Source organism: Alitiscatomonas sp. (assembly GCF_037242085.1).
GTDB classification, from domain to species: Bacteria; Bacillota; Clostridia; order Lachnospirales; family Lachnospiraceae; genus Alitiscatomonas; species Alitiscatomonas aceti.
This window is the reverse complement of record NZ_JAXXBR010000034.1, coordinates 13,148-28,316: the sequence shown is the minus strand read 5'-3', so window position 1 is coordinate 28,316 and position 15,169 is coordinate 13,148. Positions and strand designations below refer to the sequence as shown.

17 protein-coding genes are annotated in these 15,169 nt (G+C 53.6%); 16 read left to right on the top strand and 1 reads right to left on the bottom strand.

Features of this window, described 5'->3' with window-relative positions; all coding sequences use genetic code 11:
- The first annotated feature begins 154 nt into the window (after nt 1-154).
- The gene (locus WIH05_RS01625; RefSeq protein WP_022273590.1) at nt 155-880 is read left to right on the top strand and encodes a GTP pyrophosphokinase family protein; all 726 of its coding nucleotides are present in this window, start codon (nt 155-157) and stop codon (nt 878-880) included.
- Between the two features lie 55 nt (nt 881-935).
- Here WIH05_RS01625 and WIH05_RS01620 read toward each other — a convergent pair whose 3' ends face one another.
- Nucleotides 936-1,670, bottom strand: coding sequence for a GNAT family N-acetyltransferase (locus WIH05_RS01620; RefSeq protein WP_022273589.1), 735 nt, complete (start codon nt 1,668-1,670; stop codon nt 936-938).
- Nucleotides 1,671-1,879: 209 nt separating this feature from the next.
- Here WIH05_RS01620 and WIH05_RS01615 point away from each other — a divergent pair, with 209 nt between their 5' ends.
- The 15 genes from WIH05_RS01615 (at nt 1,880) to purD (ending at nt 15,124) form a co-directional block, all read left to right on the top strand.
- The gene (locus WIH05_RS01615) at nt 1,880-2,239 is read left to right on the top strand and encodes a CidA/LrgA family protein (RefSeq protein WP_022273588.1); all 360 of its coding nucleotides are present in this window, start codon (nt 1,880-1,882) and stop codon (nt 2,237-2,239) included.
- Nucleotides 2,240-2,917 carry an LrgB family protein gene (locus tag WIH05_RS01610; RefSeq protein ID WP_022273587.1) on the top strand — a complete coding sequence of 226 codons (678 nt, stop codon included), beginning with the start codon at nt 2,240-2,242 and terminating at the stop codon, nt 2,915-2,917.
- A 48-nt stretch (nt 2,918-2,965) separates the two neighbouring features.
- Nucleotides 2,966-4,750, top strand: a complete 1,785-nt coding sequence (gene pepF / locus WIH05_RS01605) for an oligoendopeptidase F (protein WP_337424884.1) — start codon at nt 2,966-2,968, stop codon at nt 4,748-4,750.
- Nucleotides 4,751-4,892: 142 nt separating this feature from the next.
- Nucleotides 4,893-5,810, top strand: coding sequence for an orotidine-5'-phosphate decarboxylase (pyrF, locus tag WIH05_RS01600; protein WP_022273584.1), 918 nt, complete (start codon nt 4,893-4,895; stop codon nt 5,808-5,810).
- A gap of 10 nt (nt 5,811-5,820) precedes the next feature.
- Nucleotides 5,821-6,660 carry a dihydroorotate dehydrogenase electron transfer subunit gene (locus WIH05_RS01595; protein WP_022273583.1) on the top strand — a complete coding sequence of 280 codons (840 nt, stop codon included), beginning with the start codon at nt 5,821-5,823 and terminating at the stop codon, nt 6,658-6,660.
- A gap of 2 nt (nt 6,661-6,662) precedes the next feature.
- Entirely contained in the window at nt 6,663-7,565 is a 903-nt protein-coding gene (locus tag WIH05_RS01590) for a dihydroorotate dehydrogenase (protein WP_022273582.1), read from the top strand.
- Nucleotides 7,566-7,608: 43 nt separating this feature from the next.
- Nucleotides 7,609-8,283: an orotate phosphoribosyltransferase gene (pyrE, locus tag WIH05_RS01585; RefSeq protein WP_158357229.1), complete on the top strand. Its 675-nt coding sequence runs from the start codon at nt 7,609-7,611 to the stop codon at nt 8,281-8,283.
- Between the two features lie 13 nt (nt 8,284-8,296).
- Entirely contained in the window at nt 8,297-8,446 is a 150-nt protein-coding gene (locus tag WIH05_RS01580) for a hypothetical protein (protein ID WP_022273580.1), read from the top strand.
- 133 nt (nt 8,447-8,579) lie between these two features.
- Nucleotides 8,580-9,059 carry a VanZ family protein gene (locus tag WIH05_RS01575; protein ID WP_337424883.1) on the top strand — a complete coding sequence of 160 codons (480 nt, stop codon included), beginning with the start codon at nt 8,580-8,582 and terminating at the stop codon, nt 9,057-9,059.
- Nucleotides 9,040-9,357 (top strand): calcium:proton exchanger, encoded by a 318-nt coding sequence (locus WIH05_RS01570; protein WP_215653114.1) that lies wholly within the window; start codon nt 9,040-9,042, stop codon nt 9,355-9,357. Before WIH05_RS01575 ends, WIH05_RS01570 begins: the two co-directional genes overlap by 20 nt.
- A gap of 71 nt (nt 9,358-9,428) precedes the next feature.
- Complete coding sequence (locus WIH05_RS01565; protein ID WP_022273577.1) at nt 9,429-11,519, top strand: aminopeptidase; 2,091 nt, start codon at nt 9,429-9,431, stop codon at nt 11,517-11,519.
- Nucleotides 11,520-11,621: 102 nt separating this feature from the next.
- The gene (purE, locus tag WIH05_RS01560) at nt 11,622-12,140 is read left to right on the top strand and encodes a 5-(carboxyamino)imidazole ribonucleotide mutase (RefSeq protein ID WP_022273576.1); all 519 of its coding nucleotides are present in this window, start codon (nt 11,622-11,624) and stop codon (nt 12,138-12,140) included.
- Between the two features lie 51 nt (nt 12,141-12,191).
- Nucleotides 12,192-13,223 (top strand): phosphoribosylformylglycinamidine cyclo-ligase, encoded by a 1,032-nt coding sequence (gene purM, locus WIH05_RS01555; protein WP_022273575.1) that lies wholly within the window; start codon nt 12,192-12,194, stop codon nt 13,221-13,223.
- On the top strand, nt 13,217-13,810 hold the full coding sequence (purN, locus tag WIH05_RS01550) for a phosphoribosylglycinamide formyltransferase (RefSeq protein WP_022273574.1): 594 nt from the start codon (nt 13,217-13,219) through the stop codon (nt 13,808-13,810). Before purM ends, purN begins: the two co-directional genes overlap by 7 nt.
- 36 nt (nt 13,811-13,846) lie before the next feature.
- Nucleotides 13,847-15,124: a phosphoribosylamine--glycine ligase gene (purD, locus tag WIH05_RS01545; protein ID WP_215653112.1), complete on the top strand. Its 1,278-nt coding sequence runs from the start codon at nt 13,847-13,849 to the stop codon at nt 15,122-15,124.
- Nucleotides 15,125-15,169: the final 45 nt, after the last annotated feature.

The window sequence follows — 15,169 nt, the reverse complement described above, 5'->3', positions numbered from 1 at the left end:
AACGGCAAAACGATAAAAACATGAAAAAATGTCGAATTTAATGTTGACATTTTTATTTAGAGAAAATTAAGTATTCTTTCATTGAGAAGCCATCCCATATCATGTATAATGAAGAAAAGAAAATTCCAATGAGATCAGTGAGGTACATAAATAAATGAATATTACTATGAATCCCAGCGGCGGCCTGGTACAGTCTGCCGTAAATGCTCCTATGACCGTGGATATCCCGGACAGCTTTCTCAATGAGGCGCTCCAGTTCCGGGAGATGATGATGATGTATACCTGTGCCATCCGGGAGGTGAAGACCAAGCTGGAGGTGCTCAACGACGATCTGGCGGTGCGCTACCAGAGAAATCCCATCCAGATGATCAAATCCAGGGTGAAGAAGCCGTTAAGCATCCTGGAAAAGCTGAAACGCCGGGGATATCCGGTGAGCGTCCAGTCGGTGGCGGAAAACCTTTACGATGTGGCCGGGATCCGGGTGATCTGCTCCTTCATCGACGATATTTATGTGGTGGCTGAGATGCTGGCCCGCCAGGACGATGTGAACGTTCTTATGGTAAAGGACTATATCCGCTGTCCCAAGGTCAACGGCTACCGCAGCTACCATATGATCATTGAGATCCCCGTATTCTTTTCCGACCGGAAGGAGAAGATGCGGGTGGAGGTCCAGATCCGTACCATGGCCATGGACTTCTGGGCCAGCCTGGACCACCAGATGAAGTATAAAAAGGATCTGGACGACTCGGGCGAGATCAGCGAGGAATTAAAGGAGTGCGCGGAGATCATTGCCCAGACGGACTTAAAGATGCAGTCCATCCGGCAGAAGATCGAGAACCGGGCAGATCCGTCCAGGCTCCTGCAGTTTGACAAGGATTAACAGCCGTCTGGCAGGCCGGTGCGGCCAATAGGCCAAATGGCTGGATGTCCAAAGCTTAGTACAGATAACGGGACAGGGTTTCGGTGATGCGGAACCCTGTTTTTTTATACAGGGAAAGGGCCGGGCCGTTGGAGCCGGATACCTGGAGCGTCACTGGAAGAGGCTCCCGTTCTGCCAGGAAGGACAGAACCTTTATAAGCAGGCTGGTCCCGAAGCCCTTCCCCCTCTGGCCCTCCCGGATCTCAAAGCCGTACAGGTAATAGTGGGTGCCGTAAAGGGAGATGTTCAGAGAGCCGTGGGCGTCAGAAAAGACCAGGATGGCCTGTTCTCCCTCCATGGCCTCTGTGACCGTCAGGTCTCCCGTTTTTCCCATGCCTTTCATGGCAGAGACGGCATCTGATGCCAGCTCCATCATATGTTCGTCAGAAAGAAGCTCTGCGCCCAGGGCCGTTACGGCCTCCAGGGCATCGGGGCTTTTTTTGTCTACATAGAATAAAAGCTCCGTATCCTCCGGAAGAAGGGAAAGGCCCTTTTCAAGAACGGCTCCAAAGATGCCGTTTCTCCGGCAGTCCGGCCGGGTGAAGGCGGTGCATTCATAAACGGTCTCGTCCTCCTTTAAAAGCGCGGCTACGCACAGGAGACGGCCGTTTTCCCAGGCAAGAAGATAATGATCGGCTTCCTCCGTGGGAAAGGTCAGGGAAACGGGCTCTTTTTTATAGCATGCGTCCAGAAGAAGGAAAATTTTATCCTTTTCTCTGGGTGTCAGGCTGGAAGAAATGGTGATATCCATAGAAGAATCCTCCTGGTATAGTCCGATCCGGGTCAGGACAATGGCCTGTTTTGTCCCTTGATTCCCGGATCCAGTATCTCAGATAGTAACAGGTATCAGATGGAAATGCAAGAAGGCCGGAAGAAAATGCGGAAAATTCTGTATAATTTGTTGCCCGGAGAGACAGACGGTGCTAAAATGGGGACATTCATAAGGAGAGGAGAATAATTATGAAATATCTGAAAGAAATCGCCATTATCTTTGGGATCACTATGACCGGCGAGCTCTTGAACCAGTGGATCCCGTTTCCGGTGCCTGCAGGAGTTTACGGCCTGTTCATCCTTCTTGGGCTTTTATGCTCCGGGGCGGTGAAGCTTCAGGACGTCCAGGCCACCGGCAATCTGCTGCTGGATCTGATGCCTCTGATGTTCATTCCGTCAGCAGTGGGCCTCATTGAGAAATTTGACGAACTGAAGGCCATCCTGGTCCCCTTTTTCGTCATCACCGTGGTTTCTACGCTGGTCGTCATGACGGTGACGGGAAAATCGGCAGAGTGGATCATCAGACGACAGAAAAAGGAGGAGAACTAGATGCCGTTATATTTTGGGATGTTTGTAAGCGTGGCCGCCTATCTTGTGGGCATGGCCTTAAAGAAAAAACTGGGGTGGGCCATTCTGAACCCCCTTCTGGTAGCGATCCTTCTGGTGATGGCCCTTTTAAAGGCCACAGGGATCTCTTACGGGGATTATAACCAGGGGGCGTCCTACATCAGCTATTTTCTGACACCGGCCACGGTCTGTCTGGCGATCCCCCTTTATAAGCAGCTGGAGCTTTTAAAGAAAAACCTTGCCGCTGTTCTCTGCGGCATCACCACCGGAGTGGCAGGAAGCGTCCTGAGCATTTTTGCCATGTCCCTGGTGTTCCGTCTGGAGCATGTGCATTATGTATCCCTGCTTCCCAAATCCATCACCACAGCCATCGGTATGGGCGTGGCGGAGGAGGCCGGAGGCATCGTGACCATCACCATCGTCAGCATCATATTTACCGGCATCCTGGGGAACATCGTGGCAGAAGGCTGGTTTAAGCTGGTGGGGATCCGGGAGCCCATTGCAAAGGGACTGGCCCTGGGAACGGCGGCCCATGCCATTGGGACCTCCAAGGCCCTGGAGCTGGGAGAAGTGGAGGGCGCCATGAGCAGCCTTTCCATTGCCGTGGCAGGACTGATGACCGTGATCGCCGTTCCCCTGATGGCGGGACTGATCGGATAAGAAAGCCCCGGAGCCGGGAGGCATGTCCGGGAGGAAAGGAGAGTTTTTATGGCAGAGGCATTAAAAAAACGCAGTGAGATGGATCCGCAGTTCCAGTGGGATCTGCGGGATCTGATCCCTACGGAGAAAGCGCTGGAGGAGCTTTTTTCAGAGCTGGAAAGCGGGATCGGACGGTATGAGGGTTTTAAGGGCCGTTTAGGGGAGGACGCGGCTGTGCTGAAGGAGTACCTGGATCACGATGTGGCCATGGATCTGAAATTTTCCAGGCTTCTGGCTTACGCCATCCAGAAAAGAGACGAGGATACGTCCCAGAGCGCTTCCCAGGCCCTTTTATCCCGGGCGCAGCTTCTTTTATCCCGGGCCATGGAGGCATCCTCCTTTTCAGAGCCGGAGCTCCTTGGGATACCGGAACCGGTCATGAAGGGCTTCCTGGAAGACGGAGCGCTTTCCGGGTACCGGCTGTATCTGGAGCGGATCCTGGCCAGGAAGGAGCATATGCTGGGCGAAAGGGAGGAACGGCTCCTGGCGGGCTTTGGCCAGACGGCGGCGGCTCCTTCTGCGATCTTTACCATGTTCAATAATGCGGATGTCCGCTTCCAGGCAGTCCGTGGGGGAGACGGAGAGGAGATCCCTGTGACCCACGGCTCCTATGGAACGCTGATGGAAAGCTGGGACCGGAGTCTGAGGCAGGCAGTCTTTCATAGTTATTACAGCAGCTACCGCCAGTTTTCCAATACGCTGGCAGCAGCCTATGAGGGCCATGTAAAGCAGGCCTGCTTTACGGCCAGGGCGAGAAATTACAGCTCCAGCCGGGAAATGTCCCTGGCGGCCAACGAGGTGCCGGAGCAGGTCTACGACAGCCTTCTGGAGACCATTGGAAGCCGGCTTCCGGCCCTGCACAGGTATGTGAGGCTGAGAAAGGAACGGCTGGGCCTTCCAGAGCTCCATATGTACGACCTGTTTGTCCCCCTGGCCGGAGGGACGGATAAGAGGTATCCCTATGAGGAGGGGAAAAGGCTGATCCTGGAGGGGTTAAAGCCTCTGGGAGAGGAGTATGGGAAGCTTTTGGAAACGGGCTTTTCCAGCCGGTGGATCGATGTCTACGAAAACCAGGGAAAGAGGAGCGGCGGATACTCCCGTCATGTATACGGCTGTCATCCCTATGTGCTCATGAGCTATACGGACAGCCTGGATTCGGTCCTTACCCTGGCCCATGAGATGGGCCACTCCCTCCATTCCTGGTATTCGGATCACGCCCAGCCGCCGGCCTACGCCGGGTATACCATTTTTGTAGCGGAGGTGGCGTCCACCTGCAACGAGGTGATCCTGTTCCAGCACATGATCCGCCAGGCAGGGACCAGGGAGGAGAAGGAATCCCTGATCTTCCAGCTTCTGGACCGGTTCCGCTCCGTGATGTTCCGCCAGACCATGTTTGCCGAATTTGAGTGGGAGACCCATAAGATGTGCCGGGACGGCATCCCTCTGACTGCGGATGCTCTCTGCTCTCTTTATCACGGGCTCAATGAAAAATATTTTGGCCCGGATATGTGCGTGGATCCGGAGATCGACGTGGAGTGGGCACGGATCCCCCATTTTTACTATACTTTCTACGTGTACCAGTACGCCACGGCCTTTGCCGCTGCCGTTACCATCGGCCAGAGGATCTTCGACGGAGATAAAAATGCCCTGGAGGGCTATTTTAACTTTTTAAAGGGCGGATCCTCCATGAAGCCCACAGAGCTTTTAAAGCTCTGCGGCCTTGATATGGAGGGGCCGGGAGTGGTAAACGCTGCTCTGGATGTGTTTGAGTCTCTGCTGGGATCCCTGGAATGATCATGGAAACTCCCTTTTTTCAAGCCCCAAATCTTTTCACTTGGGGCTTGAAAGCCGTTCTTTCTTATGCTAAAATCTATAAGAATAAGGTTTTATAGGAAATAGAAATACAGGAAATGGAACTGCATTGAAGGAGGAAATTATGATTAGTCAGCTGGTACAGAAGATTCAGAAAACAAAGGCGCCTATCTGTGTTGGTCTTGACCCGATGTTAAGCTACATTCCGTCTCACATCGTCCAGAACGCGTTTAAGGAGTTTGGAGAGACATTAGAAGGAGCTGCGGAAGCCGTATGGCAGTTCAATAAAGAAATCGTTGACAGCACCTATGATCTGATTCCCTCAGTGAAACCCCAGATTGCCATGTATGAGCAGTTTGGCATTGAGGGACTTAAAATATATGCCAGAACCGTGGAATACTGCAAGAAAAAGGGACTTCTGGTGATCGGAGACGTAAAGCGCGGCGATATCGGCTCCACGTCCTCTGCCTATGCGGTGGGACATCTGGGAAAGGTAAAGGTCGGCAGCAATGTATGCTCCGGTTTTGATACTGATTTTATCACTGTGAACCCGTATCTGGGAACCGACGGCGTAAAGCCCTTCGTGGACGTGTGCCGGGAAGAGGACCGCGGACTGTTCGTCCTTGTAAAGACCTCCAATCCCTCCAGCGGCGAGTTCCAGGACCGCCTCATCGACGGAAGGCCGCTGTACGAGCTGGTGGCTGAAAAGGTCGTAGAGTGGGGAGCTGACTGCATGGACGGTACATACAGCAATGTGGGAGCCGTTGTGGGAGCCACCTATCCGGAAATGAGCAAGATCTTAAGAAAGCTGATGCCCCATACCTACTTCCTGGTGCCCGGCTACGGCGCCCAGGGCGGCACGGCAAAGGATCTGGCCAACTGCTTCAATGAAGACGGACTCGGCGCGGTGGTCAACTCCTCCCGCGGCATCATTGCGGCTTACAAGCAGGAAAAATACGCCAAGTTCGGCCCGGAGCATTTCGCAGAGGCGTCCAGACAGGCAGTTATGGACATGATCGCTGATATCAACAGCGTTCTCTAAGGAGGAAGCCATGGCACAGAAAAAAGTGAGAGCAGCAATCGTAAGCCAGGAGAAGCTGGCGGAGGGGATCTTCAGCATGTGGCTGGACGCGCCAGAAATGGCGGAGGCGTCCAGACCCGGCCAGTTCATCGCAGTCTACACCAACGACCCCTCAAAACTTTTACCGCGGCCCATCAGTATCTGTGAAGCTGATAAGGAAAAGGGAAGACTGCGCATCGTGTACAGGATCGCCGGAGCCGGGACTCTGGAGTTTTCCAGATACCAGGCCGGGGATACGCTGGACATCATGGGTCCTCTGGGAAACGGGTTTCCGTTAAAGGATAAGAAGGCCTTTCTTATCGGAGGAGGCATCGGGATCCCGCCGATGTTAGAGCTGGCAAAGAACTTAGAATGCGAAAAGACCGCCGTTTTAGGTTACCGGGATGCGGAGACCTTCCTGGCAGATGAGATCGGAAAATACGCAGAGGTGGTCATCGCCTCTGAGGATGGAAGCGTCGGAACGAAAGGAAACGTCATCGATGCCATCCGGGCGGGCAGCTTAAAGGCCGATGTGATCTATGCCTGCGGTCCTACGCCCATGTTAAAGGCCCTTAAGGCGTATGCAGCAGAAAACGGCATCGAGTGCTGGATCTCCCTGGAGGAGAAGATGGCCTGCGGCATCGGCGCATGTCTGGGCTGCGTGTGTCACAGTAAGGACGTGGACGAGCACAGCAACGTGAAAAACAAGAGAGTCTGCAAGGACGGCCCCGTATTCTTAGCGGATGAGGTGGAGCTGCTTTCCTCTGAGGAGCAGAGGGAGCGGATCGCCGGCGGCTGTATGTGCGGAACGGTAAAAGTAAAGGAGGATTAAGCATGAACACAAAGGTGAATTTAGCCGGAGTCCAGCTTAAGAATCCGGTGATGACCTGCTCCGGTACCTTCGGGTCCGGTATGGAATACGGCGAGATGGTGGATCTGAACCGTCTGGGAGCCGTGGTGACCAAGGGGATCGCCAACGTACCCTGGCCGGGAAATCCGACGCCCAGGGTGACAGAGGTATACGGCGGCATGTTAAACGCCATCGGCCTTCAGGGACCGGGCGTGGACGTATTTATCGAGCGGGATATCCCGTTTTTAAAGCAGTATGATACGAAGATCATCGTAAATGTCTGCGGAAAAACAAAGGAAGATTATCTGGACGTGGTGGAGCGCCTGGGCGAGACGGATGTGGACATGCTGGAGATCAACATCTCCTGTCCCAACGTAAAAGCCGGAGCCCTGGCCTTTGGACAGGATCCGAAGGTGGCGGAGGATATCACAGCCGCCATTAAAAAAGTGGCAAAGCAGCCGGTGATCATGAAGCTTTCTCCCAATGTGACGGATATTTCCGAAATGGCAAAGGCTGTGGAGGCAGGAGGAGCCGACGTGGTATCCCTGATCAATACCATTACGGGAATGAAGATCGATATCAACCGGAGGACCTTTGCCCTGGCCAATAAGACCGGCGGAATGTCCGGTCCGGCGGTGAAGCCGGTGGCGGTGCGTATGGTGTACCAGGCAGCCCAGGCAGTGAAGATCCCGGTGATCGGCATGGGCGGCATCATGACTGCTGACGATGCCCTGGAATTTATCCTGGCCGGAGCCACAGCCGTGGCAGTGGGAACGGCCAACTTCGTGAACCCCTGCACAACGGCAGAGATCGTGGACGGGATCGAAGCGTACATGAAAAAGTACGGAGTGGAAGATATCAATGAGCTGATCGGGGCGGTCCGTTAGGGCCAGTGTCCCGCATCCGCAAAACAGAGAAAGGATTCGGAAAATGGAAAAATATAAGCAGGAATTTATTGAATTTATGGTGGACTGCGGCGTTTTAAAGTTTGGTGATTTCGTAACAAAGAGCGGAAGAAAGACCCCGTTCTTCGTGAACACAGGCTTTTACCGCACCGGCGCCCAGTTAAGAAAGCTGGGAGAGTATTATGCAAAGGCCATCCAGAATACCTTTGGAACAGAGTTTGACGTGCTGTTCGGACCGGCTTACAAGGGAATCCCCCTGACCGTTGCTGCCAGCATGGCCTTAAGCGAGCATTTTGACGCAGATATCAAATACTGCTCCAACAGAAAAGAGGTAAAGGACCATGGCGATAAGGGGATCCTCTTAGGAAGCCCCATTGCCGATGGCGATAAGGTAGTCATCATCGAGGATGTGACCACAGCGGGAACCTCCATCGAGGAGACTCTTCCGATCATCAAGGCCCAGGGGAATGTGGACGTTCTGGGACTGGTGGTTTCTGTGGACCGCTGCGAAAGAGGAAAGGGAGAAAAATCTGCCCTTACAGAGATCCAGGAAAAGTACGGCTTCAAGACCACGGCCATCGTGACCATGAAGGAAGTGGTGGAGCACCTTTACAACAGAGAGTATAAAGGAAAAGTTGTGATCGACGACACATTAAAGGCTGCCATCGATGCATACTATGAGCAGTATGGTGTAAAATAGAGGAGGATACGTCATGGAAAGAATCTATAAGACCATGCGCAATACAGGCGCCGCCAGCATTGCCGTCGGGATCGTAGTCGCTTCTGTGGGCCTGGCAGCAGGCATCATCGCCATTATAAACGGCGCTCTGCTCCTTAAGAGAAAATCAGAGATCACATTTTAATCATAAGGTACACCAGATAAGATGCTGTCCTGGGGACGGCATCTTATCTGTGCAAAAAGGGACAAATCGGAAATTGTCAGATGGAAACAATAATATAGAAAGTATCAGGCCCAGGGTCTGTTTGGAATAAAACGTGGATTTTTTTATTAAGAATGAAAGGCACCGGAAGCTGGGCTTCCTATTTTTTGTCCTATATCTGGTGCTGCTGACGTATTTTTTGATTTTTGCGGAGGAGATGGGGCGGACTCCCGGCATACGGGCCGGTTACAGCTATAATCTGACCCCATTAAAGGAGATCAGGCGCTTTCTGACCCATGCGGATGTGCTGGGCTGGAGAGCCGTATTTTTAAATATTGTCGGAAACATGGCGGCGTTCATGCCATTTGGGTTCTTCCTTCCGGAGATATGGAGCCGGGTGGACCGCTGGTACACCACGACCCTTCTGGGAGCGGTGTTCAGCCTCTGTATTGAGACGACCCAGCTGGTCTTCCGGGTGGGAAGCTTTGACGTGGACGACCTGCTTTTAAATACCATCGGAGCTCTGGCAGGGTATCTGACCTTCTGCGGAGCCAGAAAGATATGGAGAAGATATAGTGCAGCGTATCGGAAATAAAGTATCGTATATAAAAAAGCCCCTGGCAAAGGCCAGCCTTGTGGCAGCGGGGCTGGCGGCGGTCTCCCTTCTCTTTGGAGCCGCCGCCCTGGCCCTGGGGTATGTGACCGGGGGGAATGCGCCGCTGGTGGCGGCCGCGCTGGGATTCTGCAGCATCCTGACAGCGGCCTCATCCCTGGTCTATGGGATCTTTTCTTTTTTAGAGAAGGAAAAGAATTATATACTGGCAAAGGCCAGCCTCATAGCCGCAGGGATCCTGGTGATCCTGTGGCTGGCGGTGATCTTTATAGCCCTGTAAACGGGTATATTGTAAAATAATGGGAAGCCGGTCCGGCCTGGAGCCGGGCAGGGCGGAAAATGGAGGGAAAAATGGAACAGCAGCTGATCAGAGAGCGGTATGAGCTTTCCATGGCGCGGATCCTTAAATTTCAGGAGGAGCAGACGGTAACGGAGCCGTACAGGGATTTCTTTACGGCCATGTCCCGGTTCATCGGGCTCTGCGGCAGGGTCATGGAGGCAGTAGAGGAAGGGACCTTTGGTTCCTGGACCGGAGAGGAGCTTAAGGAGCTCAATGAAAAGCTCTATGAAGATATCCGGAGGGAACGGTATGAGACGAGCTACGGAAACCCGGCCTGGGCGGTGAGCCGGCTGGGAAAGGAGCTGGGGAGGCTGCTCTGCTTCCTGTACGCCGAGATCCGGGGCGATATCGCCTACGCCTTTGAGGGACGGATGCTGGAAATGGTCATCGGAAACGAGGCCCTGATCGAAATCTATAATCTGTTCGAGGAGGGCGTTCCCACAGAAAGGGAAGTGAAGGACGTTCTGTACTGGTGCGTCAGCGATTACTGTGACGTGACCTTAACATACCGGATCCGGGAATGCCTGGACCCGTCCCTGGACTTTGCAAAGAAGATCATCATGGAAAGTGATCTTTCGGATCTGTCGTACCTGTACCGGTTCGGCGAGTATATTTCAGAGCAGGAGCTCCAGACAGCCAGTTTCCTGAACCGTCTTCCGGAGGAGACCATCCGCTGCATGGCGGATACGTATACTGACGGATATATCCGGGGATTTGCCGTCATGGGCCGCGATCTTTCAAAGAAAAAGACCGTGCTGATCCGTTATCCCCTGGGATTCGAGCGGATGATCCGCCAGGCTGTGAAAAATTTTGAGGCCCATGGGCTTTCTGTGATCTTCATGCGGGCGGCCGTGGACAGCGTCAATAAAAACCCGGCAGGAAGAGCGGGATACACCTCCTCTTCGCCCAATAAGCAGTATGACTATGACCACAGGTATGACAGCGCCGTTTATTATGATAAGGCGTTCCGGGACCGGAAGCTTTCCGTTTTAAAGACTGCCTATGAGCAGTACAAAAAGGAAGCCGCAGAATACGCCGGACCGGCTGTGGTGGAGACCTTTGGAGAGGAAAGCTTTTCTCCGGTCAATAAGGAAGAGGCCTGGTCCTTCACAGAAAAGCAGCAGAGGCTGTTCCTGGAATACAGGAATCTGTCCATGCCGGTGGTGAACCAGTATATCCCGGGCGACGAGACCAGCTTTACGATCATCGCCTTTCCGCTGCCTTCCATCGGACCAGACTTTGAGGAGATCTTTAAGGAGACCATCGACATCAATACCCTGGATTACGTAAAATATCAGAAGATCCAGCAGCACATCATCGACGCCCTGGACCGGGCGGAGTACGTGGAGGTCCTGGGAAACGGAACGAACCGGACGAACCTCCGCATCGATCTGGCGGAGCTTTCCGATCCGGCCTCTCAGACCCGGTTTGAAAACTGCGTGGCTGATGTAAACATCCCTCTGGGAGAGGTGTTTACATCTCCGAGGCTTTCTGGAACGGAAGGGCTCCTGCATGTGGGAAGCGTTTATATCAGCGGCATCCAGTTTAAGGATCTGACCATGGAATTTAAGGAGGGACGGGTGACCTCCGTATCCTGCGGCAACTTCCTGGAGGAGCTTTTGCCCCTGGCCGGAGAGCAGGAAAAAAAGGAAGCCGCCGAGGCAGGAAGACGGCTGGTGGTCCAGGAGATCATGAACCAGCATGAGACCCTTCCCATGGGAGAATTTGCCATCGGCACCAATACCACGGCTTACGCCATGGCCGAGCGGTTCGGGATCACAGACCGGCTGCCGATCCTGATCGTGGAGAAAATGGGCCCCCATTTTGCTGTGGGAGACACCTGTTATAGCTGGTCTGAGGACAGCCCCATGTATAATCCCGACGGCAAGGAGATGACTGCCAGGGACAACGAGATCTCCATCTTAAGGAAGGAGGATGTTTCCCGGGCATATTTCGGTGTCCATAAGGACATCACCATCCCCTATAAGGAGCTGGGCAGCATCACCGTCGTGGAGCCTGGCGGAACCCGGGTCCCAATCATAAAGGACGGCCGTTTTGTGCTCCCTGGAACAGAAGAGTTGAACCAGGCACTTGACAGGTAAATAAAAAGCTAGTATTATGATTCATAAGAAGAATGATTCATCTTACTAGCTTTTATTAGAATTACTTATTAATAATCATCTACCTATGAAGGAGTGTTGACAATGGCAAAAGTAAGCATTGTAATGGGAAGCGATTCGGATATGCCGGTAATGGCCCAGGCCGCAGACTTCCTGGAAGAGATGGGGATCGATTTTGAAATGACCATAATTTCCGCCCATAGGGAGCCGGATATTTTCTTTGATTATGCAAAGACCGCCGAGGAGCGGGGAGTAAAGGTGATCATCGCCGGAGCCGGGAAGGCAGCCCATTTGCCGGGCATGTGTGCAGCCCTGTTCCCCATGCCGGTCATCGGCATCCCCATGAAAACGTCTGATCTGGGCGGCGTGGACTCCCTTTATTCCATTGTCCAGATGCCCTCCGGCATCCCGGTGGCCACGGTTGCCATCAACGGAGGAAAGAACGCAGGGATCCTGGCAGCGAAGATCCTGGCTGCCTCTGATCCGGAGCTCCTTTCCCGGTTAAAGGCATACTCTGAAAAGATGAAAAACGAAGTCGTAGGAAAAGCGGAGAAGTTAGACAAGACCGGATACAAAGAGTATCTGGCGTCCATGAAGAAATAAGGCGCACAAAACAGAAACACAAACGAAAACCCTGGATTTTAGGAGGAAAGTATGGATTACAAGAAAGCCGGAGTAGATATTGAAGCTGGTTATAAATCTGTGGAATTAATGAAGGCGCATGTGAAGAAGACCATGCGTGAAGAGGTTTTAGGCGGTCTCGGAGGCTTTTCCGGCGCCTTTTCCCTGGCGAAGATCAAAGAGATGGAGGAGCCGGTGCTGCTTTCCGGTACAGACGGCTGCGGAACAAAGGTGAAGCTTTCCATGATCATGGATAAGCACGATACCATCGGTATCGACGCCGTTGCCATGTGCGTCAACGACATTGCCTGTGCAGGCGGAGAGCCCTTATTCTTCCTGGATTATATTGCATGCGGCAAGAATTATCCGGAAAAGATCGCGGATATCGTTAAGGGCGTGGCCGAGGGCTGCCTCCAGTCGGAAGCTGCTCTGATCGGCGGAGAGACTGCGGAGCATCCTGGCCTCATGGCAGAGGACGAGTACGATCTGGCCGGTTTTGCTGTGGGTGTCTGCGATAAGAAGGAAATGATCACAGGCGAGAACCTGGCTGCCGGAGACGTTCTCATCGGCATGGCCTCCACAGGCGTTCATTCCAATGGCTTCTCTCTGGTGAGAAAGGTGTTTGAGAAGGAAATGGACCGCGAGGGCCTGGATACATATTACGACGAGCTGGGAAAGACCCTGGGTGAGACACTGCTGGCTCCCACCAGGATCTATGTAAAAGCATTAAAGAATGTGAAAAATGCCGGCGTGACTGTAAAGGCGTGCAGCCACATCACAGGCGGCGGATTTTATGAGAACGTTCCCCGTATGTTAAAGGACGGCGTTCATGCTGTGATCAGAAAGGACAGCTATCCTGTACCGCCTATTTTCGGAATGATGCAGAAAAAGGGCCAGATCGAGGAGCAGATGATGTACAATACCTTTAATATGGGGATCGGCATGATCGTTGCCGTGGATCCGGCTGACGCTGAAAAGGCCATGGAGGCCATGCGGGCAGCAGGCGATACGCCGTATATCATCGGTTCCATTGAGGCAGGCGAAAAGGGAGTGACCTTATGCTAAGAGTCGGGGTGCTGGTTTCCGGAGGAGGGACCAATCTCCAGGCCATCCTGGATGCCATGGACCAGGGAAAGATCACCAATGCAGAGGTTGCGGCTGTCATCAGCAATAACCCGGGTGCATACGCCCTGGAGCGGGCCAGGAACCATGGGATCCCGGCAGAGTGCATCTCACCGAAGGATTTTCCGGACCGGGCTTCCTTTAACGAGGCCCTGGTGGCAAAGGTGGATTCCTATGACCTGGACCTGGTGGTCCTGGCAGGCTTCCTGGTAAAGATCCCGGAGGCCATGATCGCAAAGTACAGGAATAAGATCATCAATATCCATCCGTCCCTGATCCCGTCCTTCTGCGGCGTGGGCTATTATGGGTTAAAGGTCCATGAGGCTGCCCTGGCCAGGGGCGTGAAGCTCACAGGAGCTACCGTCCATTTCGTGGACGAGGGCATGGATTCCGGCCCCATCCTTTTACAGAAGGCAGTGGAGGTAAAGCCGGGGGATACGCCGGAGCTTTTGCAGCGGCGGGTCATGGAGGAGGCCGAGTGGGTGATCCTCCCAAGAGCCATTGATATGATCGCCAACGGACAGATATAGAAAGATCGCAGCCCTTGTTTACAGGAGGAGAGGAAAATGAAAGTTCTGATCGTAGGAAGCGGCGGAAGAGAGCACGCCATTGCCTGGAAGACGGCCCAGAGCCGCCGGGTGGATAAGATCTACTGCGCACCGGGAAACGCCGGGATCTCCCAGGTGGCGGAGTGCGTGGATATCAAGCCCATGGAGTTTGAAAAGCTGGTGGCCTTTGCCAAAGAAAAGGAGATCGATCTGACGGTGATCGGCATGGACGATCCCCTGGTGGGCGGTATCGTGGACGCCTTCCAGGAGGCTGGACTGCGGGTATTCGGCCCCAACAAGGCAGCGGCCATTCTGGAGGGCTCCAAGGCGTTCTCCAAAAACCTCATGAAAAAATACGGGATCCCTACGGCGGCTTATGAGACCTTTACGGATCCAGAGGCGGCGCTGGCATACCTGGAGACCGCCAAAATGCCTATTGTATTAAAGGCCGACGGGCTGGCCCTGGGAAAGGGCGTGCTGATCTGCCAGGACCTTTCTGAGGCCAGGGCCGGAGTCCGTGAGCTGATGATGGATAAAAAGTTCGGCTCTGCGGGAAACGAGATCGTAGTCGAAGAATTCATGACAGGCCGGGAGGTTTCCGTCCTTTCCTTTGTGGATGGAAATACAGTGAAGATCATGAGCTCCGCCCAGGACCACAAGCGGGCCAGGGACGGAGACCAGGGATTAAACACCGGCGGTATGGGAAACTACTCCCCCAGCCCCTTCTATACGAAGGAGGTGGACGCCTACTGTCAGGAACATATTTACCAGCCTACGGTGGACGCCATGAAGGCCGAAGGCCGTCCCTTTAAGGGCGTGATCTTCTTCGGTCTGATGCTGACGGAAAACGGCCCCAAGGTACTGGAATACAATGCCCGCTTCGGAGATCCGGAGGCCCAGGTGGTGCTGCCCAGACTGGAAAACGACATTGTGGATGTATTTGAGGCCTGCATTGACGGGACCCTGGACCAGATCGATCTGAAATTCGATAACGACCGGGCCACCGTCTGCGTGATCCTGGCCTCCGACGGATATCCCGTTTCTTATGAGAAGGGATTTGTGATCGACGGCCTGGAGAAGTTCAGGGACAAAGAGGATTACTATGTATTCCACTCCGGTACGAAGTTCAACGGCCAGGGCCAGATCGTCACCAACGGCGGCCGGGTACTGGGCGTGACTGCCAACGGAGCCACTGTGAAGGAAGCCAGAGAAAACGCATATAAGGCAGTGGAGGAGATCTCCTTTGCCAACAAATATTACAGGACGGACATCGCTAGGGCGGTGGACGAGGCGTAGGAATATTGGAAAGACCACGGACAGCCGGGAAAAACTGGCTGACCG